The organism is Bacillus rhizoplanae (assembly GCF_917563915.1).
GTDB lineage: Bacteria > Bacillota > Bacilli > Bacillales > Bacillaceae_G > Bacillus_A > Bacillus_A rhizoplanae.
The window spans coordinates 143,818-168,166 of record NZ_CAKJTI010000005.1; the positions used below are offsets into that span (position 1 = coordinate 143,818).

19 protein-coding genes and 1 riboswitch are annotated in these 24,349 nt (G+C 37.0%); of the genes, 10 read left to right on the plus strand and 9 right to left on the minus strand.

What is annotated here, in order from left to right:
• Nucleotides 1-9: 9 nt before the first annotated feature.
• The 3 genes from LRP84_RS07545 to LRP84_RS07555 all read left to right on the plus strand — a co-directional run bounded on the left by LRP84_RS07545 (nt 10) and on the right by LRP84_RS07555 (nt 3,407).
• The gene (locus LRP84_RS07545; RefSeq protein ID WP_230574521.1) at nt 10-1,119 is read left to right on the plus strand and encodes a mandelate racemase/muconate lactonizing enzyme family protein; all 1,110 of its coding nucleotides are present in this window, start codon (nt 10-12) and stop codon (nt 1,117-1,119) included.
• Between the two features lie 309 nt (nt 1,120-1,428).
• The gene (iscB, locus tag LRP84_RS07550; RefSeq protein ID WP_230574522.1) at nt 1,429-2,661 is read left to right on the plus strand and encodes an RNA-guided endonuclease IscB; all 1,233 of its coding nucleotides are present in this window, start codon (nt 1,429-1,431) and stop codon (nt 2,659-2,661) included.
• A 50-nt stretch (nt 2,662-2,711) separates the two neighbouring features.
• Nucleotides 2,712-3,407 carry a GNAT family N-acetyltransferase gene (locus tag LRP84_RS07555; protein WP_230574523.1) on the plus strand — a complete coding sequence of 232 codons (696 nt, stop codon included), beginning with the start codon at nt 2,712-2,714 and terminating at the stop codon, nt 3,405-3,407.
• Between the two features lie 166 nt (nt 3,408-3,573).
• Here LRP84_RS07555 and LRP84_RS07560 read toward each other — a convergent pair whose 3' ends face one another.
• Nucleotides 3,574-4,443 (minus strand): HD domain-containing protein, encoded by an 870-nt coding sequence (locus LRP84_RS07560; RefSeq protein ID WP_230574524.1) that lies wholly within the window; start codon nt 4,441-4,443, stop codon nt 3,574-3,576.
• Nucleotides 4,444-5,092: 649 nt separating this feature from the next.
• Here LRP84_RS07560 and LRP84_RS07565 point away from each other — a divergent pair.
• Nucleotides 5,093-6,127 (plus strand): AI-2E family transporter, encoded by a 1,035-nt coding sequence (locus LRP84_RS07565; RefSeq protein ID WP_230574525.1) that lies wholly within the window; start codon nt 5,093-5,095, stop codon nt 6,125-6,127.
• Nucleotides 6,128-6,464: 337 nt separating this feature from the next.
• Here LRP84_RS07565 and LRP84_RS07570 read toward each other — a convergent pair whose 3' ends face one another.
• Both LRP84_RS07570 and LRP84_RS07575 read right to left on the minus strand, forming a co-directional pair.
• Nucleotides 6,465-8,015 (minus strand): DHA2 family efflux MFS transporter permease subunit, encoded by a 1,551-nt coding sequence (locus LRP84_RS07570; protein WP_230574526.1) that lies wholly within the window; start codon nt 8,013-8,015, stop codon nt 6,465-6,467.
• 681 nt (nt 8,016-8,696) lie between these two features.
• Nucleotides 8,697-9,797: a glycerophosphodiester phosphodiesterase gene (locus LRP84_RS07575; protein ID WP_230574527.1), complete on the minus strand. Its 1,101-nt coding sequence runs from the start codon at nt 9,795-9,797 to the stop codon at nt 8,697-8,699.
• Nucleotides 9,798-10,145: 348 nt separating this feature from the next.
• Here LRP84_RS07575 and LRP84_RS22550 point away from each other — a divergent pair, with 348 nt between their 5' ends.
• Both LRP84_RS22550 and LRP84_RS07580 read left to right on the plus strand, forming a co-directional pair.
• Nucleotides 10,146-10,247 carry a hypothetical protein gene (locus LRP84_RS22550; protein ID WP_367890486.1) on the plus strand — a complete coding sequence of 34 codons (102 nt, stop codon included), beginning with the start codon at nt 10,146-10,148 and terminating at the stop codon, nt 10,245-10,247.
• Nucleotides 10,211-10,528, plus strand: a complete 318-nt coding sequence (locus LRP84_RS07580; RefSeq protein ID WP_230574528.1) for a hypothetical protein — start codon at nt 10,211-10,213, stop codon at nt 10,526-10,528. Before LRP84_RS22550 ends, LRP84_RS07580 begins: the two co-directional genes overlap by 37 nt.
• Before the next feature lie 372 nt (nt 10,529-10,900).
• Here the strand turns inward: LRP84_RS07580 and LRP84_RS07585 are convergent, their stop codons facing one another.
• The 4 genes from LRP84_RS07585 to rlmD form a co-directional block, all read right to left on the minus strand.
• Nucleotides 10,901-11,608 carry a M48 family metallopeptidase gene (locus LRP84_RS07585; RefSeq protein WP_230574529.1) on the minus strand — a complete coding sequence of 236 codons (708 nt, stop codon included), beginning with the start codon at nt 11,606-11,608 and terminating at the stop codon, nt 10,901-10,903.
• Nucleotides 11,609-11,728: 120 nt separating this feature from the next.
• Nucleotides 11,729-12,259: a YehS family protein gene (locus LRP84_RS07590; RefSeq protein ID WP_035437731.1), complete on the minus strand. Its 531-nt coding sequence runs from the start codon at nt 12,257-12,259 to the stop codon at nt 11,729-11,731.
• 506 nt (nt 12,260-12,765) lie between these two features.
• Nucleotides 12,766-13,755, minus strand: coding sequence for a tRNA dihydrouridine synthase (locus LRP84_RS07595; protein ID WP_230574530.1), 990 nt, complete (start codon nt 13,753-13,755; stop codon nt 12,766-12,768).
• Nucleotides 13,756-14,168: 413 nt separating this feature from the next.
• Nucleotides 14,169-15,545, minus strand: coding sequence for a 23S rRNA (uracil(1939)-C(5))-methyltransferase RlmD (rlmD, locus tag LRP84_RS07600; protein ID WP_230574531.1), 1,377 nt, complete (start codon nt 15,543-15,545; stop codon nt 14,169-14,171).
• A 121-nt stretch (nt 15,546-15,666) separates the two neighbouring features.
• A riboswitch (purine riboswitch) is annotated at nt 15,667-15,768 on the plus strand.
• 182 nt (nt 15,769-15,950) lie between these two features.
• Here rlmD and LRP84_RS07605 point away from each other — a divergent pair.
• The 4 genes from LRP84_RS07605 (at nt 15,951) to LRP84_RS07620 (ending at nt 21,269) form a co-directional block, all read left to right on the plus strand.
• Entirely contained in the window at nt 15,951-17,147 is a 1,197-nt protein-coding gene (locus LRP84_RS07605; protein ID WP_230574532.1) for a NupC/NupG family nucleoside CNT transporter, read from the plus strand.
• Between the two features lie 340 nt (nt 17,148-17,487).
• The gene (locus LRP84_RS07610; protein ID WP_230574533.1) at nt 17,488-18,606 is read left to right on the plus strand and encodes a polysaccharide deacetylase family protein; all 1,119 of its coding nucleotides are present in this window, start codon (nt 17,488-17,490) and stop codon (nt 18,604-18,606) included.
• A gap of 258 nt (nt 18,607-18,864) precedes the next feature.
• Nucleotides 18,865-19,944: a polysaccharide deacetylase family protein gene (locus tag LRP84_RS07615; RefSeq protein ID WP_230574534.1), complete on the plus strand. Its 1,080-nt coding sequence runs from the start codon at nt 18,865-18,867 to the stop codon at nt 19,942-19,944.
• Between the two features lie 95 nt (nt 19,945-20,039).
• Nucleotides 20,040-21,269 carry an aminopeptidase gene (locus LRP84_RS07620; RefSeq protein ID WP_230574535.1) on the plus strand — a complete coding sequence of 410 codons (1,230 nt, stop codon included), beginning with the start codon at nt 20,040-20,042 and terminating at the stop codon, nt 21,267-21,269.
• Nucleotides 21,270-21,371: 102 nt separating this feature from the next.
• Here the strand turns inward: LRP84_RS07620 and LRP84_RS07625 are convergent, their stop codons facing one another.
• Both LRP84_RS07625 and LRP84_RS07630 read right to left on the minus strand, forming a co-directional pair.
• On the minus strand, nt 21,372-22,781 hold the full coding sequence (locus LRP84_RS07625; protein WP_437438768.1) for an NAD-dependent succinate-semialdehyde dehydrogenase: 1,410 nt from the start codon (nt 22,779-22,781) through the stop codon (nt 21,372-21,374).
• Nucleotides 22,782-22,891: 110 nt separating this feature from the next.
• On the minus strand, nt 22,892-24,274 hold the full coding sequence (locus LRP84_RS07630; protein WP_230574537.1) for a sigma-54 interaction domain-containing protein: 1,383 nt from the start codon (nt 24,272-24,274) through the stop codon (nt 22,892-22,894).
• Between the last annotated feature and the right edge of the window lie 75 nt (nt 24,275-24,349).

A 24,349-nucleotide genomic window follows, 5' to 3' on the forward strand; every position in this document is an offset into this window, starting at 1 on the left:
GTCTTTTCAATGAAAATCACAGCAATTCATCTTTATGCAATTCGTTTACCGCTTCGCAATCCATTTATCGTAAGCTATGGTACTTATCCTGATATGCCTTCCATTATTGTAAAACTCGAAACTGATGAAGGCATTATTGGTTACGGAGAAGGAGTAGCTGACGAGCATGTTACATGTGAAACATGGGAAAGCACTTTTCATATTTTAAAACATACATTAGCTCCTGCCTTGCTAGGTAAAAATCCAATGAATATCGAGAAAATACATGACATCATGAATCAAACTATTTACGGGGTACCTACTGCCAAAGCTGCGATTGATATAGCTTGCTTTGATGTAATGGGAAAAAAACTCGGACAGCCTGTGTATCAATTGATTGGCGGACGCTATCATGAAGAATTCCCAATTACCCATGTTTTAAGCATCGATTCCCCAGAAAACATGGCCGACGAAGCTGCTTCCATGATAAATAAAGGCTATCAATCTTTTAAAATGAAAGTCGGAACAGATGTCAAAAAAGATGTTGAGAGAATTGAAGCTGTACGTGAACGAGTCGGAAATGATGTCGCAATTCGTGTCGATGTAAACCAAGGCTGGAAAAACAGTGCGACGACGTTAACTGCATTACGTTCGCTTAAGCATTTGGACATTGATTGGATTGAACAGCCTGTTATAGCCGATGATATTGACGCAATGGCTCACATTCGATCAAAAACAGACCTTTCTCTTATGATTGACGAGGGATTAAAAGGGCCACGTGAAATGCGCCAAATTATTCAAAAGCAAGCAGCTGATAAAGTGAACATTAAATTAATGAAGTGCGGCGGAATCTATCCAGCTGTCAAACTAGCCCATCAAGCAGAAATGGCTGGCATCGAATGTCAAATTGGTTCAATGGTCGAATCATCCATTGCCTCTTCCGCAGGATTCCATGTCGCTTTTTCTAAAAAAATTATTACAAGTGTTGAACTAACAGGGCCATTAAAATTCACAAAAGATATCGGGAATCTCTCCTATGATGTCCCTTTTATTCGCCTAACAGAAAAGCCTGGATTAGGCGTTGACGTCGATGAAGATATACTCAACGAGCTAACTGTTTTTCAAGATATTGTTCGCTAAAGGACTAAATCAATAGTAGTCATTTTTATATACAAAAGTATACAAACGTGGGCAAACATGTTCGTATACTTACTATTGATTCGGTTTCAAGCCTAAGTGAGTGCGTTTTGACGAAAGTTAAATTGCATGATGAACTACGATTGATGAGTAAGTTGAAGACTTACCCTCGGATACACGCTTTAGTCCGTTGCTCTAAGAGTGTGGAAGGATGACCGAATACTACTGCCCTGTAGTCAAACACCGAAACACATGAACTCTCATCTGTCATTGGCAAAAAGCGAAATTCTCCGAAAGGATGGCTGGTCAGAAATGACTAAAAATAAAAACAAAGAATATTGTTTTGTATTGGATGTAGAAGGAGGAAAATTAGCTCCTACAAGTGTCAACAATGGATGGTACTTAATTAGGAAGAAAAGAGCAAAACTTGTTGCAAAATACCCAATGGTAATTCAACTTCATAAGTCAGTGGAAGATGTAGATTATAAAATTAGATTGGGGATAGACGATGGTAGTTTACACGTTGGGGTTGGGTTAGTACAAGAATGTAAAACAAAAAATAAGCCAATCTTTAAAGCTACTATTGAACATCGAAAAGATGTATCAAAGCTAATGGAGAAAAGAAGAGGACATAGACGATACAAAAGAAATCACAAACGGTATCGTCAAGCAAGATTTGATAATCGTGCAAGTAGTAGAAAAGAAGGAAGAATCGCACCTAGTATACTCCAAAAGAGACAAACGATTATTAGGTTTGTAAATAAGATTTCAAAATGGATAGACATTGCAAGTATTCACTTAGAAGATGTTGCGATAGACATACGAGCATTAACTGATGACAAGAAGTTATACAGATGGCAATATCAAAAATCCAATCGGCTAGATGAAAACATGAGAAAGGCTGTAATTATACGGGACAAATATAAATGTATGGAATGTGGAAACTCAAACTGTATGTTAGAAGTACATCATATTGTCCCTAGAAGGTTAAGAGGCTCTAATACATTAGATAACCTGATTACACTATGTAGTAAATGTCACCAAAAAACAGAAGATAAAGAAGAAAAGTTTGTTGATAAGTATCAAAAAATGATTAATGGAAAGAGTTTACGGCTAGACTTTGCTCAACACGTTATGCAAGGTAAAAACTGGTTACAACAACACTTATCTCAGTATGGTACTTTGCTTTTAACAAGTGGTGGAGATACTGCAAATAGGAGAATAGATTGGGGTATTGAAAAATCACATTCTAATGACGCTTTAGTTATTTGTGGGTTAAAGATCAATGATACAAATATAAAAGACTGGGTCATTAAACCAATCAGAAAGAAAACGAAAGCAATACATTCCGAAACTTATGGGTTTAGGCATAGAGATATTGTACAATACACAGACACAAAAAAGGTAACTCATGTTGGCTATATTACTGCAATGTACCCAGATAAGTTACAAATTAATATCCAAACAAAAGAGAAACACCTAAAAAGAGTAAATGCAAGAAAAAGTGTACTAAAGTGGAGATTTAGAGGGTTGTATTTCCTATGAATGACCACACATGAATACTTTTGTGTATATTTTTTGAAGGAGGCCATAGCATGAACATTCTTTATGAAGGAACGTTAAAACAAAACGAGCAACCATTCAAAGTCACACCATTATCTTTGCATCACATCGAGCAAATTTTATCCGTACAAGACGATGTAATTGAAGCACTAGAAAACAAACAAAGCTTACAGCCTCTTACATTAGAAGAATTTCAAAATATATTAACAGGAAATGGCTTAATGATCGGTGCTTTCGCAAACGAACAACTAATTGCATTTCGCGCGCTCTTAATTCCACCTATCGATGAAGAACATTTAGGATTGGATATTGGCTTACAAGGTGAAGAATTAGAACGGGTCATCTATCAAGAAGTATCAAATGTTCATCCAACTCACCAGGGAAACGGCCTTCAAAAAATGTTAGCAAAATTGATTATGGCGCAATTAAAACAAGTAGATAACAAATACGATTACGTTTGCTGTACTGTTGCGCCGTTTAATATCCCTAGTTTAAAAGACAAATTTGCTCAAGGGATGGAAGTTGCTGCGCTGAAAGAAAAATATAGTGATCGGTTGCGGTATGTGTTTGTGAAAGATTTGAAGAGTGAGAGACAAATAGAATGGGTGAACGTAGAAGAACTTCTAATGAGTGATATTGCTGGGCAGAAAAAGTTGCTGATGGAAGGTTATCGTGGGTATGAGATGGAGTTTCGTGGTGGGGAGTATTTGGTGCGGTTTGGGAAGTAAAATAACAATAGCGCATTTTCTAATATTATTTACTACGAAGAAATAAAAAGGTGAGATACTACTATCTGTAGTGTGTCACCTTTTTCAATAAAACATCCTTCTTAGAAAATGGTAGAGAAAACTTGATAATTTTCTCCTTCCATCTTTAATTGTATACTCGCCCTCTCTATAATTTCGAGCAGTTCCTTAAGTAATATTGATAAAATAATTCATCGGACCAACCCATTCGATGCTTTAGTTCAGTTAAATAGGCCAATATAATAATGGGGCCATCTGAATTGGACTGAAAAGAAACTCCTCTTTTTTGAAGATCATTTGCTAATGGAGTGATCATTTCAATATTTCCACTACGATAAATCGCCTCACTACAAGTAGAAACTTCCTTCGCAAATTTTAATAGCCCTCTTTCATGCAGTTTCGCTTTTTGTGACTCATAAATGCCATACGCACAACTGAATAATACATCGATGTCCTTCAACGTAAGTGTTTCTTTTCCAATAAATAAATTTTGTGTTTCTTTTTCGAACATCCGAATAATTGGAATGTCTCGCTTTTTTTCTTTCAAAGCATGTAAAATACTCATGTAATACCATGATTGGTCACGTTTTCCACGATTAAAACGCGACCATACTTGATCGCCTTCTCTTTCTACGTCCTCTTCAATGGACCGTAAGTTATGTAATTTATCTGCGACGATCAAAGTAATCTCTTCATTCGAACGGTGTGGAAGAGATAGAATGGTATGTTTTTTTCTTTCTTCCCATGACAACGATTTATCTGGTTCTGAAGCCGCCTTAACCAATCTCAACACTTCTTCGCCAAAATGCTCGCACAACTCAACCTCGGTTGTATTCGTATCTTCTAAAGTATCGTGCAATAACCCTGCAACAATCACTTCATCACGCTGCTTTGCTTTCTGTAAAATGAGTGCTACTCCAAACGGATGTATAATGTACGGAATATTAGTACCCTTTCGCATTTGGCCTTCGTGCTTGATAGCAGCAAACTGCATCGCTTTCTCAATTAATCTGCTCATGTACCTCATCTCCTTTACCTTCATTTATATTCATAACATAAACACCGCTCAGAATAAAATCTTCCGAGCGGTGTTTACTCCTCCAACTACTAAAGCCATTCAATTTTACAAGATTCTTCTTTTACAGTTAGTGTTTCTTTAAATTGAACAAGCTGATTCAAAAGATACATTCATGGAAATTTTCAATTCAAAAGACTGTATTCCTGAAAACTTAGATTCGGATAATAAATCACCGGAATCTGATGAATTTTCAGATGAAGAGAAAAGAATATTACAATTAATAATTAAAAAAAGGCTTTGGTCCAGACCAAAACCTTTTTTTATAAACTACTTTTCAATACTATTGTATCTAAAAATATATGAGTTTATACAATGCTATTTAATATCATATGAAACGTGTACGTCTAACACGTAAATCCAGCTACCCCTCACTATTTTTTATCTACACTTCTCCTTTTTTGTAGATTAATTATATAACTGCTGAAAATTGATTCTTCTCTTTTTAATCTACATATGCATATTATATTACATGTGTTTTTTTTGTATACAAATAAAAACACAGAAAGCAGGTAGAAAATAATAGACAAATGATCAACGTTTTCATGAATATATTGAATTTCTATCCACTGAAGGGGGAGATCGAGTCCTAATGATGCAAATGAAAAATTTCTTTCAAAGTAAAGGATTTCAAAGGTTGCTTGTGTTAATAATTTTAACCATTATATTATATGGGTTAAAAAGTATGATTAATTTAATATTGATTACCTTTATCCTTACGTTTTTAATGGATCATTTTCAAAGGTTTATTTCTGAAAAGCTTAATCGTTTTGTACGGATAAATAGGAAAGTGATTATCGCTTTTTTATACATTGTTTTAGTTATGTTGATTGTTACCACGTTATATAAATATTTACCGGTCATTACCGTTCAAATTTCACAGTTAATTCATCAGTTTCAAGTGTTTTTTAAGCAGCCACCTGATAATGAAATTATAAAATATTTGATTTCTACCATTAAAGAGATGGAAGTATCAAAGTATATTGAACAAGGTGTCGATGTTATTTATCATTCTTTAGCTAATATTGGAAAAGTAAGTTCGCAAATATTTCTTTCCCTTATTTTAAGTTTGTTCTTCTTGTTAGAAAAAGAGCGTATTATAGCTTTCACTTCTAAATTTAAAGATAGTAAGCTTAGCATTTTTTACAATGAGATTGCATTTTTTGGACAGAAATTTGTACGTTCATTTGGAAAAGTTATTGAAGCACAGTTTTTAATCGCTGTTATAAATTGTATCCTTTCAGTTATTGCACTTTGGCTTTTAGGATTTCCGCAGCTCCTTGTATTAGCAGTAATGATTTTCTTGCTTGGGCTCATCCCAGTTGCAGGTGTAATCATTTCGCTATTTCCACTTTGTATTATTGCCTATAATATTGGTGGGATTACATATGTAGTATACATTTTAATTTTCATTACAGTCATTCATGCGTTTGAAAGCTATGTTTTAAATCCAAAATTTATGTCTGCAAAAACGAATTTACCAATTTTCTATACGTTTATGATCCTTATATTTTCAGAGCATTTTTTTGGTGTGTGGGGGTTAATAATTGGGATTCCGATTTTTATCTTCTTGCTTGATGTACTTGACGTGAAGAATGAGGAGAAATCGTATGTAGATGTGGAATGATACCTTGAAGGCACGTAAAAAGCAATCCAAGTATATTGGATTGCTTTTTATCTCGCTATTCGTGGGGAGTATTTGGTGCGGTTTAGGAAGGAAAATGGCTGAATCAGTCACGCCTCAGTTATCCCGCATTAACGGGCAGTAAGACCCCACACCTCAAGATTGAGAGAATCGAAGAAGATAAGTGGGGAAACTGCCCGTAAAAGCCCGATTGGTTCAACTAACCATCAGTGGGGGATGACTCCCCCACTGATGGAAGTTTCACTTTACTATAAGATGACGTGTTCTCAAAAATGGGAAAGTTTCCCTTTCGCAAAGGATCGAAGAGGGAACTTTCTCATTACTTATTAAGCTCTAACAAATCCCTCTGTTTCAGATTTTTCCTTATTGTCTTTTGCTCAACCTTATAACGATCTCCACCTACAAATAAGGAAACAAGCAATCCAATGATACCAGCTACCATTGCCAATATAAAGCCATGGTGCAATGCTGTTTCTAATGCCCCTCTCATGAATTCTACTAGCTGAGGAGGAAGCTGTGTATGATTTTGCATCAAGATTTCTGGTTTTGCTAATTTATCAATTTGATTAGCCGGCATTTGAGAGGATGCCGCAAAATCTATCATCTTTTCTTTTAAATCATTGTTCACAATGGTTGCTGTAATTGCAGCCCCCATCACACCACCAATACTTCTCCAAAACCCAACAACTGATGAAGCAATTCCCATATATTTCATATCAACGGATTGAGCGACAGCATTTTGTGCGACACTCATAAGCGGACCAAGAACAATTAATCCCATTGTGATCATCACAAGAGTTACTGTCAATTTCGCAGTATCATGTGTAATGTTACTAAGCATGTAAGCTTCAAATATTCCAACTGCCATCGAAATTACCATGATAGTACGGAAAGGAACTTTCGTACAAAGGAAACCTCCTAAAATCGCCCCGATCATAATCGGAAACATCATCGGTGTTAATACACCATTTGAATTTTCATTCCCAATAATAGCTACTGAAAGAATTGGAAGATACGTAATCGCAGAGAACATGATTGCTCCCTGACAAAATACAACAATACTTGTACCTAGCACCATTTTATTTTTAAATATGGAAAGAGGTAAAATCGGTTCACTAGCCTTTCTTTCCACTAATATGAACAACACAATTGATATCGCAGCTGCACTAAACATTCCAATAATTTGAGCGGAATCCCAAGCATAATCCTTTCCGCCCCATTCTAAACCGAGAAGAAGGAGAACAGTTGAAGCAATTAATAAAACCGTTCCAAGATAATCAACTTTTGGTTTATGTTCTGATTTAGATTCCTGTAAAGAAAACAACAAAGTAATAATTGATAAAATGCCAAAAGGTACATTTACATAGAAGCACCATCTCCACCCTAACCAAGAGGCTTCAGAAATCCAAGTACCGATTTGTGGTCCAAGGACTGAGGATATACCAAATATCCCGGCAAACACACCAGACATTTTTGCTGCTTGTTTAGGATCCGTAGAAATTGAATAAATAATTGTGAATGAAATCGGAAAAATAGCTCCTGAACCTATCCCCTGAATAACACGATACGCAATCAACTGATCTATACTTTGAGCAGTTCCACATAATGCTGAGCCAACTAGAAATAAACTGATCCCGAGTAGATAAAACATTTTTCTTCCAAATAAATCGCTCATTTTCCCAAACACAAGCATCGTACTTGTTGCCGCAAGCATATAAGCCGTAAAAACCCAGCTCATTTTATCAAATCCACCAATATCTTTAATGACTTGACTAATGCTCGCAGAAACAATGGTGTTATCCAAAGAGGACATAAACAGTCCTAACGCCATGGCTACGATTACAAAAGGCATTCTTTTATTCTTTTCCATTGCGCTCTCTCCCCATTTCTTCAATCCTATCCACTCAAATAGAATAACATTTTTCCATTAAATAACAATAAAATTCAGAAGTGATTTTTTGACAAAAAGCGACTTCATTTGTAATAAAAACAGCTACTGACTATAATTATGCTTTGAAATTTAGACTATGTGGATTAATTGTCGCGAAAGTTACTTTAAATGTATTGAGTCTATATTTCTGTAGATATAAAGAGAAGCCCACTTCCGGGAAGGAAGTGGGCTTTTTCTTATTGAAGTACTAATGTTGCCACGCACTCCACATGTGCAGAGTGTATGTGGCAACACATGGGTGCTGGTGAGTCTTACTAAATCTGTAAATAGCACGTGGTCAATACCTCGTCTTTTGCTTCTCATTTTACCTTTCGTTTCACATTTACCTTAAATCTTAGAAATGTATATCTTAATGCTTTCTAGAATAGCAAAAGCACCTATCTAAGTTTGAAATAAAGGATAGGTGCATCACAATGAAACTTTAATAATATAAAAATAGCCATTTCATCCCTGGTATGGGTGGAAAATCGTTATTACGATTTTTTAAAAATTTGAGAGATTAATAGATAAATATTGACAGTCATAATCTAAAGTAGTTGAAGATGTAAGTATATTGTATAATTTTTTTCTTCAAAAGTATTAGCACTACTTTATAAGTACTCACTTCTTGCGAGCAGAGTAGCTCTTGGGTAGTTTCAGACTATTCTGTTCCATGACCACACGCAGGCGGTCCGGATAGTCAGTGATCATTCCGTCGACGCCATCATTGATAAGCTTTTGCATAGTAGGCTGGTCGTCAACCGTCCAGGGAATGACCTTCATTCCGTACTTGTGCGCTTCCTGAACCATGCTTTTCGTCACATAGGGCACGTAATTCTCATCAGTAACCTTGCCGTTCTGCGGGAAACCGTGCACTGGAGAGATGGCGTCTATTCCTAACGAGTGGGCAGCCGCAACGGGGTCTCCGCCAAAGTCGTCGATATCAATTCCACCTAACCATGGAGAGGAACCCGGCTGACCAGGCTGCAGGAACTCTGGACCGTTGGTCAGTGCAACGAGAGGTAAACGAGGCTCAACCTCGTGCATTCGTTTGAGCGCTCCCCAGTCGAAGCTTTGAATCGACACCCGGTTGAGCATACCGGCTTCGCGAACTTCTTTGGCAACAATCTGTACGAATTCTTCACGTGGAGCAGTCTGCTCAGGTGCACCGGCCTCCACCTTCGTCTCGATATTCATCCACACATTGTTGGCGTTATAGAGCTTGATAAGGTCGAAAATCTCGGTTAGCAGTGGTATTTGAGCACCAGGGCTCGGGTGCTGACCTGGGAATTGCGGCAACGTCTTTGAGCCACAATCCAGCGTTCGGACTTGGGCAAGGGTTAGATCTTTTATGTACTTACCGACGTAGGGGTACTCAGGGTCACCAACGAATGCAGGACTCGTGTCCATGCACTTGGAACCCGAAATCTTTCGGTCGTGCGAAATAACAGCTTGATGGTCTTTGGTGATCTGCACGTCAAGCTCAAGTGTGCTCACACCGACTTCGAGAGCATGGGAAAACGAGGCAATCGTTGACTCAACGGTTAGCCCAAGTCCGCCTCGGTGTGCCTGCAGGTCGAACCCTTTAGGACCAAAACTCTTTGAGGTGCCTGACCAGGACGGATTCTCAGTGGCTGAGGCTGATTGTGCTGAAACTTGGCTAGCTCCTGAATACACCATAAGGGCTGCCATTGTTGCTAATATAAATTTTTTCCTCTTCATTTCTGCTCATCTCCTTATAAAATCTATTACTCTTATAAGTTTAGATGACTGATGTAATATCCCTATTAATAATATGATAAGAAATAGTAAAGGGAAATAAAGCGCTTACACACAGGAATTGAAGAAAATAAAATTATCAATCTTTGTCCAGCTACGATTCACCTCTAAAGTAATTATCAATTTCTACGATCTTTTTAAATTTTGCGAATTTTTAGCATTAATTATCTATGGTATAACATGTTAGAGGTGATTGATCTTTTCAGAGTTTAAGGATGGTATGTCAACACTAAACTAGATAAAAGTAATCTTTTTACGAATGTACTATTCTGTGCTGAATGTAAAAGAGGTATGTGGTATAATGCAAATCAAAAAGGATATCGTTGCGGCGGAAACATTAAACATGGATCTGTTTTTTGCGAAAATCAAAAGCGATTAAAGAAAAGCAGCTAAGTGAAACTATATTAAATGATTTATCAATCCTTTTTGAAGAACTAAAAATGCCCCACTTTAACACAGAACTTCTAAAACAATTCAAAATCAAAAGAAAGCTTATTATGAATTTAATTTCTTCGATTGAAATTAAATTAAAAAATCTAAACCAAAAAAAGCTACAATATTACGATTTATTTGTTGAAGAAGAAATTTCGAAAGAAGAGCTTGAAGAACTGAGAGAAATGATAATGGTAAAAATTTCGGATTTTCAAAATCAAATAATAAATCTAAACTCTTAAATTGAGGAAATTGTACAAGAGGACTATGTTCTGGCCTTAAAAGATACTTTAAAAGAATTCTTGTCGTTAAAAGAGCTTACAAACAAAATGCTCCATACTTTTGTAAATAAAATTGAATATCGAATTGATGGTAGTATTGAAATACACTACAATTTTGCAAATCCGTTAAAAGAAGTGTAAAGGCAACGTACCAATAAAGGGACGTTGCCTTCTTTATATTATTTAGTTTTTAAAATAAGTTGCGCCACGCACTCCACATACGCGGAGTGTATACGGCAATACAATGAGATGTTTGTGAGTTCAGTTATAAGAGAAGAAGCAATTATAAACTAAAACTGTAGTGCAATAGTAATCGCTCCAACTATGTCACTGCTAAACAGTCATTTTCCAGCCTGATAATGCCAACCAGTTTTCCAGTTCCTTATAATCAGGCATTATTTTCCCAACAAGGCGCCAAAAGGATCGATCATGATTTAGATGGACCATATGGCACATTTCATGAACGACTACATAGTCGATCACCTGCTGAGGTGCCATTGCTAGCTTCCAATTAAACGTTAACTGTAGATTTGAATCACAAGTGCCCCACGTACGATTACTATCTGTAATACGAATGGACCGTGGTTTTGTTTTAAAGTTACTTTGATACGATTTAATACTCTTCTCTACTAATGCCTTACACTGCTTATAGTAAAATCGTTTTAAAGCTTGTTGTATTTTCTCATTCTTAAGCTCTTTCACATAAATATGTAGCTTATCTCCCTCAAACACTGCGTTATCTTGCTCAATACTTGCATCTTGAGAAATCTGTATCGGATATGTGTTCCCTAAATATAGAAAGCCCTCTCCTTGATCATAAGCTTTTTCCTGAGGACCACGCACTCGCTCCTGCATTTCCTTACGTGTTTTCTGAATCCAATCCCATTTCTCCTCTAACAATTGGACTAAGTATTCAACAGGCGTTCCTTTCGGAGCTTGTACTTCAACATTTCCGTACGAATCTACATAAATACGTACAGATTTTTTCTTCTTATAATTTATATGAAAATTAATTGTCTCACCTAAATATGTATGTACCATTTCATCACCTAGCGTATTTGTTCTTGTTATTTTTACAAATAAAAAAGAGTAGGTTACAAACTCCCTACTCTATCTATTATATCATTTACTGTTTAACATAAATGTTACAATGCTTATTCCTTATCCTCTATACTTTACAGCTAATCCCTTTACGAAATTCCTTGCGTATCTATCGCCGCACTCTTTGTAATTTTTATGGCCTTTTTTTCTTAATAGAGCGCCTAACTCTCCTTTTGTCACCTTAACTCCTACGCTGTCTAATATATCAAGCACATCTTCACTCGTTAACGAAAGTGCTATTTTCATTTTCTTTAGAAGAAGGTTATTGGCACTCTCATTACTCTGCAAAGGCATCGCTTGTCCAGCTGGTTGCCCTGGTTTCGGATCTTGCTTTCCTCTTTTTAAAGTAATAAATCCATTTAAAAATGACTCTAACATCATCATATCGCATGTTAATACGTAATCATCTTCGACTACATCAGCATTTTCAGCTTCATGCTGGGGACTTTTCTTTACTTTTGTAAGCATATCAACTACTTCTTCTTTCGTTACTTCAATGCCACCAAGTTTAAATATCTCTACCATATCTATATCTTTTATATCCATAGCATATCTTACTCTTTTTAATATATCATTATTGCTCATTGCCATTGTTAGTCCTCCTAAAATGTTGATTATTTATACGGCTGTTAAAGTCTATCCTCTAACATGCTTTAAACTATCATGTTTAATATAACCTTTTAGTTAATATCCGCTAAATTAATACTTTAACATTTTAAAGATAGGTTTTATAGTCTTACCCGAACTTTTCTCCATCATTGTATCTATAGATCTCTTACGTGTTTGTTGTATGCTTATAAAAAGATTTCCCTCATAACATTAACTAAAAGAAAAAACAGTGCTTTGATTTCTCAAATACACTGTTCTTTTCCAGCTCTACGCTTATTTTAAACTCAACCAAGCTACACACTCTACATGTACAGAGTGTATGTGGCAACACAAGGGTGCTGGTGGGTTTATTACATTCTTAAGACCTTCTTCTTTCAGAAAACAGACCTTACCAAAACAAAAGTTGCCGTCTGCAAAGGAACTCGAAACTGAACAAAATAAATACACATAAGTTGATGTGATTCACTTTTTCTCTAACTTTTTGAGGGTTACATCATTCCACTGTCATCTGTCTCATCAACACTCTTTTCAAATTTATCAAGCAATGCACGCACTTCATCTGTTGATTTCGTGCTCATCAATTGATTTCTTAATTCAGCAGCTCCATGGAATCCTTTGACATAAATTTTGAAAAAGCGATGAAGCCCTGTGATTGAACGTGGTAGTACTTCCGCATATTGATCTTGAAGATCAAGCTGCAGTCTTAAAAGATCAAGGTGTTCTTTACTGGTATGCTCTTTTGGCTCTTTTTCAAAAGCAAAAGGATTTTTAAAAATACCTCGCCCGATCATAACACCATCAATACCATATTTTTCAGCAAGCTGCAGCCCGATTTGACGGTCAGGAATGTCTCCATTGATTGTTAGTAGCGTATTTGGTGCGATGCGGTCACGTAATTTTTTGATTTCCGGAATTAGCTCCCAATGCGCATCTACTTGGCTCATTTCTTCTCTTGTACGTAAATGAATAGAAAGGTTCGCAATATCCTGTTTTAAAATATGCGTTAACCACTCCTCCCACTCATTTAGCTCCTTAAAGCCAAGTCGTGTTTTCACGCTGACAGGCAGTCCGCCCGCTTTTGCTGCTTGAATAAGTTCTGCCGCAACGTCTGGACGCAGAATAAGGCCACTACCTTTCCCTCTCGATGCCACATTCGGTACAGGGCAGCCCATATTAATATCGATGCCTTTAAATCCTAGCTCTGCCATGCCAATACTCATTTGACGGAAATATTCGGGATTATCCCCCCAAATATGTGCCACCATTGGCTGTTCATCTTCTGTAAAAAGCAAACGGCCACGCACACTTTTCATACCCTCTGGATGACAATAGCTATCCGAGTTTGTAAACTCTGTGAAAAATACATCCGGTCGACCGGCTTCACTTACTACGTGACGAAAAACAACATCTGTCACATCTTCCATTGGTGCAAGTACAAAAAATGGTCGTGGTAAATCACGCCAAAAATTATCTATCATTTCAAACTCAAATCCTCTCACTATGGATACAACTTCAAACTCTCGGTCAAAAAATATAAAGTGAAACTTTAATCAGTGAGGGTTTTCTTCATCCCCCACTGATTATTAGTTGAACCAATCGGGCTTTTACGGGCAGTTTATCTCCCACCTAACTTCTTTGCTTTCACCGAATTTTGAGGTGGGAGTATTACTGCCCGTTAATGCGGGATAAAGCCAAATGTTCCACTTCTTTTACACTTATATCATGCTTAATAACTTATTATCAAACACAAGTACATTTGGACATTTATAATTTGTGAAAAACTATTGTGAAAATCGGCAATGTTTATTTTAACTAAAATCGGTCCTGAATGGTATTTTTATAAACAAAAAAGCAGATGGTATAGATTTTTTCTATATCAACTGCTTTTCTATTATACCAACTCCAACCACGCGACCGCTTCACAATGCGTCGTATGCGGGAACATATCCACAGGCTGCACTTCCTGCGTCTTATATCCACCTTCTTCAAGAATCTTCAAGTCGCGTGCAAGTGTCGCTGGGTTACATGATACGTATACAACACGCTTTGGCTTCATGTCGATGATTGTATTTAGTAGTGCTTCATCACAGCCTTTACGCGGCGGGTCGACTACGATTGTGTCGGCGATGATGCCTTGTTTGTACCAATTTGGAATGACTACTTCTGCTTCGCCTACGCCAAATTCAACGTTTGTTATGTTGTTTAGTTCTGCGTTTCGGTTTGCGTCTTCGATTGCTTCTGGGACGATTTCAACACCGTATACTTTTCTTGCTTTTTGCGCTAGGAATAAGGAGATTGTTCCGATGCCGCAATAAGCGTCGATAACTGTTTCATTTCCATCTAATTTTGCGTACTCAAGCGCTTTGTCGTACAGTACTTTCGTTTGCGTTGGGTTTACTTGATAGAATGAACGTGCTGAAATGGCAAATTTAATATCGCCGATGAAATCATAAATATATTCTGATCCGTATAGGACTGTCGTTGTGTCGCCGAAAATTACGTTCGTACGTTTGTTGTTTACATTTTGAACGATGGATTTTACACTTGGGAATTTCGCTGTAATTTCTTCGATGATTGCATTTTTGTTTGGAAGTTCTGCAGTACGTGTAATAAAGACAAGCATGATTTCGCCTGTAACTTGTCCGTAGCGAGCCATTACGTGACGAAGTGTTCCTTTATGACGCTCTTCGTTGTACGCCGTAATGCCGTGTTTCTCACAAATGCGTTTTACTTCTTGAATTAATGTATCGTTTTCTTCCGCTTGGATTAAACATGTTTCCATATTAATGATGTCATGCGTTCCTTGGCGGTAGAAACCAGCGACAAGTCCACCTTCACGTTCTCCAATTGGCACTTGTGCTTTGTTTCGATATATCCATGGATTTTCCATGCCAAGGACAGGGTGAACAGGTACATCATGCAGTCCACCGATGCGCTGCATAACGTCACGCACTTGTTTTTCTTTTGCTTGCAGTTGTCCTTCATATGTTAAGTGCTGAAGCTGACAACCGCCGCACTGGTTATATACTGGACATTCTGCCTCTTTGCGATATGGGCTCTCTTTATGAAGCTTCATTAAACGACCGAAAGCAAAATTCTTTTTCACTTTAATAATTTTAATTTGTGCTTCTTCACCTGGTAATCCGTTTTTCACGAAAATAGGATAGCCATCTACTTTCGCAACACCGGCACCGTCATGTGTTAAATCTTCAAACACTACATCTATAAACTCGTTTTTTTCAACTGGTGGTGTCATTTTATTACTCATTTTCCGACCTCTCTTTTTCATCACACTGCGTTACATTTTACCATACTCCAAGGCTCTTTAGCCATTGGAAGAAAAAAAGCTATTGACGAATTTTGTCGCTTAATGTTACGCTACTACTAATTCAATACGGATGGTGTTACCTCATATATACTTGATGATATGGATCGAGAGTCTCTACCCGGCAACCGGAAATTGCTGGACTATGGGGAAAACTAATGAATATTAGCTTTTTTGTGTATATAAAGACTCATATTGATTAGCTTTCTCGCATAGAAGGAAGTGGATCTGTATGGGTCTTTTTTTATTTTCATTTTAAAAGTCAGACATCATACGTATGACTTAAAAACTTCGAGATTAACTTCTCTATTTCTTACAAAATAACAACATCTGAAAGGAGCAAATTTTGTGCAATATGTGATGAGTATCATTGGCATTCTTGCCGTATTAGGAATTTGTTTTGCTTTTTCCAACAACAGAGCAAAAGTTAATTTCCGCGCTATTATTATTATGCTTGCTTTCCAAATTTTAATTGGTTGGTTTGTATTTGGAACAAAAATTGGTCAGCAAATCATTGTTTTCATTGGTAAAGTCTTTAATAAATTGATTCAACTTGGTACTACAGGTGTAGACTTTTTATTTAACGGAATTCATAAAGATTTTGTCTTTTTCTTCAATGTATTATTAATTATCATCTTTTTCTCCGCACTACTTTCTGTTTTTAGTTATCTTGGCGTTTTACCTTTCATCGTGCGCGTTGCTGGCGGTGCGATTTCGAAAATTACAGGCCTGCCGCGTGTGGAATCGTTCCACGCTGTGAACTCTGTCTTCTTTGGATCAAGTGAAGCGTTACTTGTTATTAAAAATGACCTGCAGCATTTTAATGCAAATCGTATGTTTATCATTTGCTGTTCAGCAATGAGCTCTGTATCTGCTTCTGTCACAGCATCTTATGTGATGATGTTAGATACAAAATACGTATTAGTGGCCCTGCCGCTGAACTTATTCTCTAGTCTAATTGTTTGTTCACTATTAACACCAGTTGATACGGCGCAAGAAGATGAAAAACTGCAAAAGTTCGATAAAAATCTTTTTGGCAGCAGCTTAATCGATGCGTTGATTAACGGTGCATTAGACGGTTTAAAAGTAGCCGGAATTGTTGCGGCATTAATGATTGCTTTTATTGGTGTAATGGAAGTTGTAAACTTCGTGATTTCTTACGCATCAGGCGCACTTGGTCATAAAATTACACTACAACAAATTTTCGGTTACATTCTTTCACCGTTTGCATTCTTAATGGGAATTCCAGCACACGATGTGATTTCTGCCGGCGGTATTATGGGGACAAAAATTGCATTAAACGAATTCGTTGCTATTCTAGATTTAAAGAACATCATGAATACATTATCCCCGCGCACAGTTGGGATTGTTACAGTATTCTTAATCAGTTTTGCAAGCATTAGTCAAATCGGTGCAATTGTCGGTACAATTCGTGCCCTATCTGAAAAACAAGGGCGCATTGTATCACGCTTTGGATGGAAGCTCCTTTGTGCTTCGACGCTAGCTTCTATTTTATCTGCAACAATTGCAGGGTTATTCATTTAACTATGCAGGCAGCTCCCTATTTAAAATAGGGAGCTGCTTTTTGTTTTCTTCACAAAAATTTTACATATTGTTCATAAAGTGAAACTTCCATCAGTGGGGGTTTTTTTCATCCCCCACTGATGGTTAGTTGAACCAATCGGGCTTTTACGGGCAGTTGTCCCCCACCTATCTTTCTCGCTTTTCTCTAAATCTTGAGGTGGGGTCTTACTGCCCATTAATGCGGGATAAGCTAATAAAATACAGTATTTTTGTCGTAATTAACCAAAAAAGGATATTTCCCTCTATATATGAGAGTGATATGATTAACAAGGGTATAATACACAATAGAAGGATGGATATGATGAAAAAATATGCACTAATGGCTTTACTTTCTTCTACCATTCTCACAGGCTGCAACACTAGTGTAACTGGTGATAAACAGAAAAAAGATGCAGCTGCTGAGAAACAGGTGGAACCGCAAAAAGTTGAAGCAAAAACAGTAGATGTTCCCTTAACGCAAGGGAACATAACATGGGAGCCATTTGCACCTGATGCAAAAAATACTGTGCTCTATATGAATAATTTACGAGATGCGTTTAAACAAATACAATACCACGTTTGGCGCACCGCTGATGGCCCTGAAAGCAAACAAACATTTTCATCTCAAGAAAAAGAACATAACTTTGCTTTGCCATTCCACTTAAAAGCCTTCAATTTGAAACGCGGGGAATATCAAATTGAAACAACAGGATTAAAAGAAGATGGCACACAAGTACCTCTTGCTAAATCTACAATTACCTTTCAACAATCTGTACCAATTCTAATGTATCATGCGATTGAAAAATACTCTGGACCAGGTGACGGTGAGTTAGGTTTGTATGTACCGCCAGCACAGTTCGAATCACATATGAAATATTTAAAAGATAACGGGTATACAATGCTGACATTTGAACGTTGGAACGATATAAATCGTGTCAATAAACCTATCTTTATAACGTTAGATGACGGGCGAAAAAATAATATGAATGCCCTTCATATTTTACAAAGTTTAAAAGATGACAAATTCCAGCCAGCAGCGACAGAGTTTATCGTTGCCAATGATATTGATGCACCAAATCGTCTTTCAAAAGATGAAATCAAACAGATGGTAGATTCTGGTATTTTCTCCATACAATCGCACACATCTACTCATGCTATGATGGCTTATTCAAACAATTACGATGAAGAATTACGCGTTTCAAAAGAGAAAATTGAAAGTCTTACTGGTCAGAAAATAATTGCTCTCGCATATCCAGTAGGCTCTTATAACGATCAAGCTGTTGCAGAAACAAAAAAATATTACGAATTTGCAGTAACAACAGATCATGGCAACCATATGACAAAAGGTTTACCGAACGAACAATATTTAATTAAACGCCATTTTGTCGGACCTAACACATCAATGGCGCAATTTACAGCATTGGTAAGAGAGCGCAATTAATTATATAAATGCAAATTGGAAAACCGACATAAAACCCCCTTTCTTTTTAGGTGGGCGAGAGCATCTGGCCATGCCTAGAAGCTGTTAAGGTCTTTTCCCGCCACATGCAGGAGTGAAAACAAAGGGAGAAAACAAGTGCAGATTATGTTTTGCTGTGCATAGCAGCGACTCATATGTGGAAAAATTAGAATGGATTTACATATTTTAAGGCTGTTAGCAGCCTCTTCTTATACAATTTGATTAAAGGATGCTTATTATATGAAAAAATACATTTCTACTATACTACTCTCTACTCTGTTCATCTCTGGTTGTAGTAATACGGCTCAAACAGAACCGAAAAAAGAAACAACGACTTTCAAGCAGCAAACAGAAGAGAAAGTGCAGCCACAAGGAACTATTTCATGGAATCCGATTACATACGAATCAACAAATACCGTTATATATACAAAAGATGTAAAAGATCCCCTTACAGAAGTACACTATAAAATTTGGCGCACTGCTGACGGAAAAGAGAGTGCAAAAACATTTTCTTCTAAAGAAAAAGAGAACCATTTTTCTTTACCGTTTGATTTAAAAGAATTTGAAGGAAAGCGCGGCGAATATCAAATTGAAGCAATCGGTGTAAAAGAAGATGGGAAAACCATTCCACTTGCAACATCGGCAATTGTATTCCAGCAATATGCACCAATTCTAATGTATCATGCGATTGATGATTATAAAGAGGGCAATGGCCTAAAAGATCTGTTTGTATCTCCTGCTAACTTTGAAGCGCAGATGCAATATTTGAAAGACAACGGCTATACATTGTTAACCTTTGAACGCTGGAGTGACATTAACAAAGTCAACAAACCAATTTTTGTTACATTTGATGATGGTATGAAAAATAATATGAATGCCTTTCATATTTTACAAAGGCTTAAAGATGATAAGTTCAAGCCAACCGCGACAGAATATGTAATTGTCAATTCCATCGATACAGAAGGCTCAATATCTACAGCAGATATAAAAGAAATGATTGATTCCGGCATTTTTTCTGTTCAATCTCATACAGCAACGCATGCCGATTTGCCGAAAATTACAAACTATGAAGAAGAGCTAAAAGACTCGAAGGAAAAACTCGAAAAGATTACTGGCAAACCCGTTATCGCTATTGCTTATCCATTTGGCCATGTAAATGACCATGTTGTTGCTGAAACGAAAAAATATTACCAATTTGCGACAACAACAAAACCTGGTCAATTTATTGAAAAAGGCGAGCCAGATGAATTGTTACGTATAAAACGTGTCCGTATTCATAACTCAACAACTGTGGAACAGTTTGGGCTGGCAATTAAATAAGAAAATAGAACTCGATTCCAATCGGGTTCTATTTATATTTTCAGAATTTTCATGTATCATGTACATAAGAACTATTTACGCAAAGGAGAATATATATGTCATTTAAACAAACGTTAGAAAAGTATGCTGCCCTAGCAGTAAATGTCGGAGTAAATATTCAACCGGGACAAACATTAAATATCAGTGCACCAATTGAAGCTGCTCCATTTGTTCGTCTTGTTACAAAGAAAGCTTATGAGTCAGGTGCAAAGCATGTGTATGTCGATTGGGTTGATGAAAATTTAACACGTTTAAAATTCGACTTAGCACCAGAGGAAGCATTTTCTGAATTCCCTGCTTGGAAAGCGCATGCACGTGAAGAACTAGCAAAAGAAGGGGCAGCATTTTTATCCATTTACGCAGAAAACCCTGATTTATTAAAAGGTGTAGATCCAAAGCGCATTGCTAGCGCAAATAGAGCAGCTGGAGAAGCAATGAAAACAGTTCGCGAATATATGATGACTGATAAAGTAAGCTGGTGCGTTATTTCTGTTCCAACAACAGAATGGGCAGCAAAAGTGTTCCCTGATGTACCGGAAGAAGAACAAGTAGCAAAATTATGGGATGCAATTTTCCAAGCAACTCGTGCTGATTTAGAAAATCCTGTTCAAGCTTGGAACGAGCATAACAGTAACTTACATACGAAAGTAAACAATTTAAACGACAAACACTATAAAGCACTCTACTATAAAGGGCCAGGAACAGATTTAACAATCGAACTTCCTGAAAAGCATTTATGGGTTGGTGCTGGCAGCGTTAACGAAAAGGATGTACCATTCATGGCAAACATTCCAACAGAAGAAGTATTTACAATGCCATTAAAAACAGGCGTAAACGGCTATGTAACAAGTAAAAAACCATTAGTTTATGCAGGAAATGTTATCGATAACTTTACGCTTACATTCGAAAATGGTCGCATTGTAGACTTCAAAGCTGAAGTTGGCGAAGAAACATTGAAACATTTAGTCGAATCAGATGAAGGTTCTCACTTCTTAGGAGAAGTGGCATTAGTACCGCACGACTCACCTATTTCTAATACAAATATTTTATTCTACAATACATTGTTTGATGAAAACGCATCTTGCCATTTAGCAATCGGTAATGCTTATGCTTTTAACTTAGACGGCGGTAAAACGATGTCTAAAGAAGAACTAGCAGAAAATGGTGCAAACTCTAGTATTACACACGTAGACTTTATGATTGGTTCTGCTGAACTAGATATTGACGGTATTACAGCGGATGGTACACATGAACCAATCTTCCGTAAAGGAAACTGGGCGTTTTAATAAGCGTACTAAAAAAATCGCATCAACGGTTTCGTTGATGCGATTCTTTTTTATCCTGTTATTTTGAGGCATTAAGCACTCACTACCGATAGAAACTTCACTTTATAGACCTAATGAAATATATTTAATTTCTAAATACTCTTCAATTCCAAAGTGCCCGCCTTCACGGCCAATACCACTTTCTTTAAATCCGCCAAATGGAGCTTGTGCAACAGATGGAAGACCGTCATTTAAACCAATAATTCCGTATTCCAATGCCTCACTAATTTGAAAGGCTTGGCTAATATTTGTTGTAAAGATATATGCCGCTAAGCCATATGGTGTGTTATTTGCACGCTCAATTACCTCTTCAGCTGTTTTAAATTTCGCAACTGGTGCAACTGGTCCAAATGTTTCTTCTGTCATACATAACATATCATCATTTGCTTCGCCGATTACAGTTGGCTGAACAAAATGGCCATTTAATTCTGTAATCTTTTGTCCGCCATTAAGTACCTTTCCACCCTTTTGAATCGCATCTTCTATATGTTCTTGCACTTTTTCAACAGCTGACTCATCAATAAGCGGTCCAACAGTTGTACCTGCTGCAAAACCGTCACCTACCTTTAGTTCTCCTACAGCTGTTTGGAACTTCTCTACGAATTTTCCATACACATCTTCTTGAACAAAAACTCGATTCGTACAAATGCACGTTTGACCAGCATTACGGAATTTTGAGCCGATTACTGCTTCTACAGCCTTATCTAAATCTGCATCATTCATTACAATAAACGGTGCATGACCACCTAATTCTAATGAAACTTTTTTCACTGTTTCAGCTGCACTGCGCATCAATTCTTTTCCAATTTCCGTTGATCCAGTAAAGGATACTTTTCTTACACGTCCATCATTCATCCATGTATCAGCAATTGCTTTCGCACTTCCTGTTACGATATTTAAAACACCTTTTGGAATGTCTGCTTCATGCGCAAGTTCAGCTAATTTTAATGCCGTTAATGGCGTTTGGCTTGCTGGTTTCACGATCGCCGTACATCCCGCTGCTAATGCAGGTGCCACTTTTCTTGTAATCATAGCTGCTGGAAAGTTCCATGGCGTAATTGCTGCAATTACACCAACAGGCTGTTTCGATACAAGGATACGTTTATTAGGATGAGAAGCAGGAATCATTTCTCCATATACACGCTTCCCTTCTTCTGCATACCATTCTACAAAGCTATTCGCATAGTTTACTTCACCAAGCGCTTCTGCGAATGGTTTTCCTTGTTCCTTTGTCATAATAGCTGCAATTTCTTCTTTATGATCATCAATTAACGTAAACCATTTTTTTAATTTGTTCGCACGCTCAGCTGCCGTTAGCTTTGACCAAGTCTTAAACGCTTCATGTGCAGCATCTACCGCTTGCTTTGCTTCAGTTACTCCACCTTTTGGAACAGTAGCAAATACTTCTTGTGTAGCCGGATTGTTAATTTCAATTTGTTCATGCAAATGAACAAATTCCCCATTAATATACATCGCTTTCTTATCTAAATTGATAGACATTGTTTTTTTATCCAACCTTTTCATCCCCCTTTATATTTACTGTACCAATTGCTAAAGAAACATCCAAATGCAATGGTACTTTTTTAAATTCCTTCTTCTCCTCCAACGAGAAGCTCTTCTCCAATAAACTTTTTGATTTTTCTAGTTGCTGCGGACTGACTAATTTTTAAAGTCTCTGCTACTTTATAACTTGATTGATGTGCTTTATACGTTTTCAAAATAATATTGCGCTCTACTTCCTCTAACATTTCATACAAACTTTTTCCGGATTGTTCAATTGTAGAATTTTGCATAGATAATGGTAAGTCTTCCAATGTAACAAGCTCATCTGCAGTAATAACAACACGTTCCATCACATTTTCTATTTCTCGGTTATTTCCTTCCCAAGGATATTCTAAAAATGCTTGTAATACATGCGGAGATAGCTTCACATTACGCACATACTTCTCATTAAAATGCTGCAGGTAATAATAGACTAGTGGTAAAATATCTTCTTGTCTCTCACGTAAAGGAGGGATATAAATCGGAATCACATTAAGGCGGTAATATAAATCCTTTCGAAACGTCCCCTGTTTCACCATTTCTTTCAAATTTCTATTCGTTGCGGCTACAATGCGCACATCTACTTTTTTTAATTCTCTTCCTCCTACTGGACGGAATGTCTTTTCCTGTAATACTTGTAAAAGTTTCGCTTGAATTTCAAGAGGCATTTCCCCAATTTCATCTAAAAAGAGTGTCCCTTTATGAGCCAGTTCTAAAATGCCTTTTTTCCCTTCACGATGCGCACCTGTAAAAGAACCACTTGCATATCCAAACAGTTCAGATTCAATTAAATTTGTTGGCAAAGCGGCGCAATTGATTTCATAAAACATTTCATTTTTACGATGGCTAAGTTCATGTAAATGGCGCACTAATCTACTTTTTCCAACCCCTGTTTCTCCTAAAACAAGAACCGTGCTATCTACTACGGATACTTTTTTTATCGTTTCAACTATCCTCTGCATAGCTGCACTTTTAAAAATAAGCCCTTCATGCTCATATGTTTCTCGTAATTCTTTTTTATACGTTTTTAATTGATCCGTCATTGCCTCTACCTTTTTTCGCAATTGATAGAGCTCTGTTAAATCACGTGAGTAGCTAATGACCCTTCTTAAATTACCGTGATCATCGAAAACTGGCCGTGTTCGAACATGTAAATATTCCCCTGACTTTGTTGTCTGTACTAATTCAATTGGCTTTTCTTTTTCGATGACTTCAAGTGTTGCAGACGGATAAAAAATCCCTTCCTTTTGTAACTCTTTTACACTCTTACCAACCAATTTCTCCGCTGGTAACTGGTAATGTCTTTCGCACATGCTGTTGACACGAACAACAATACCTTTCTCATCTGTTACAAAAATCTCATCAAATGCATGTTCAAATACATCTTTTAAATCCATAAATACTCGTTCCTTTTCCGCCACCATTCCAGTCACTCCCTGAAGTTTAAATATTTTCAAAGTTTTATAACCCTGCTATGATAAAGAGCATTTGAAATATCA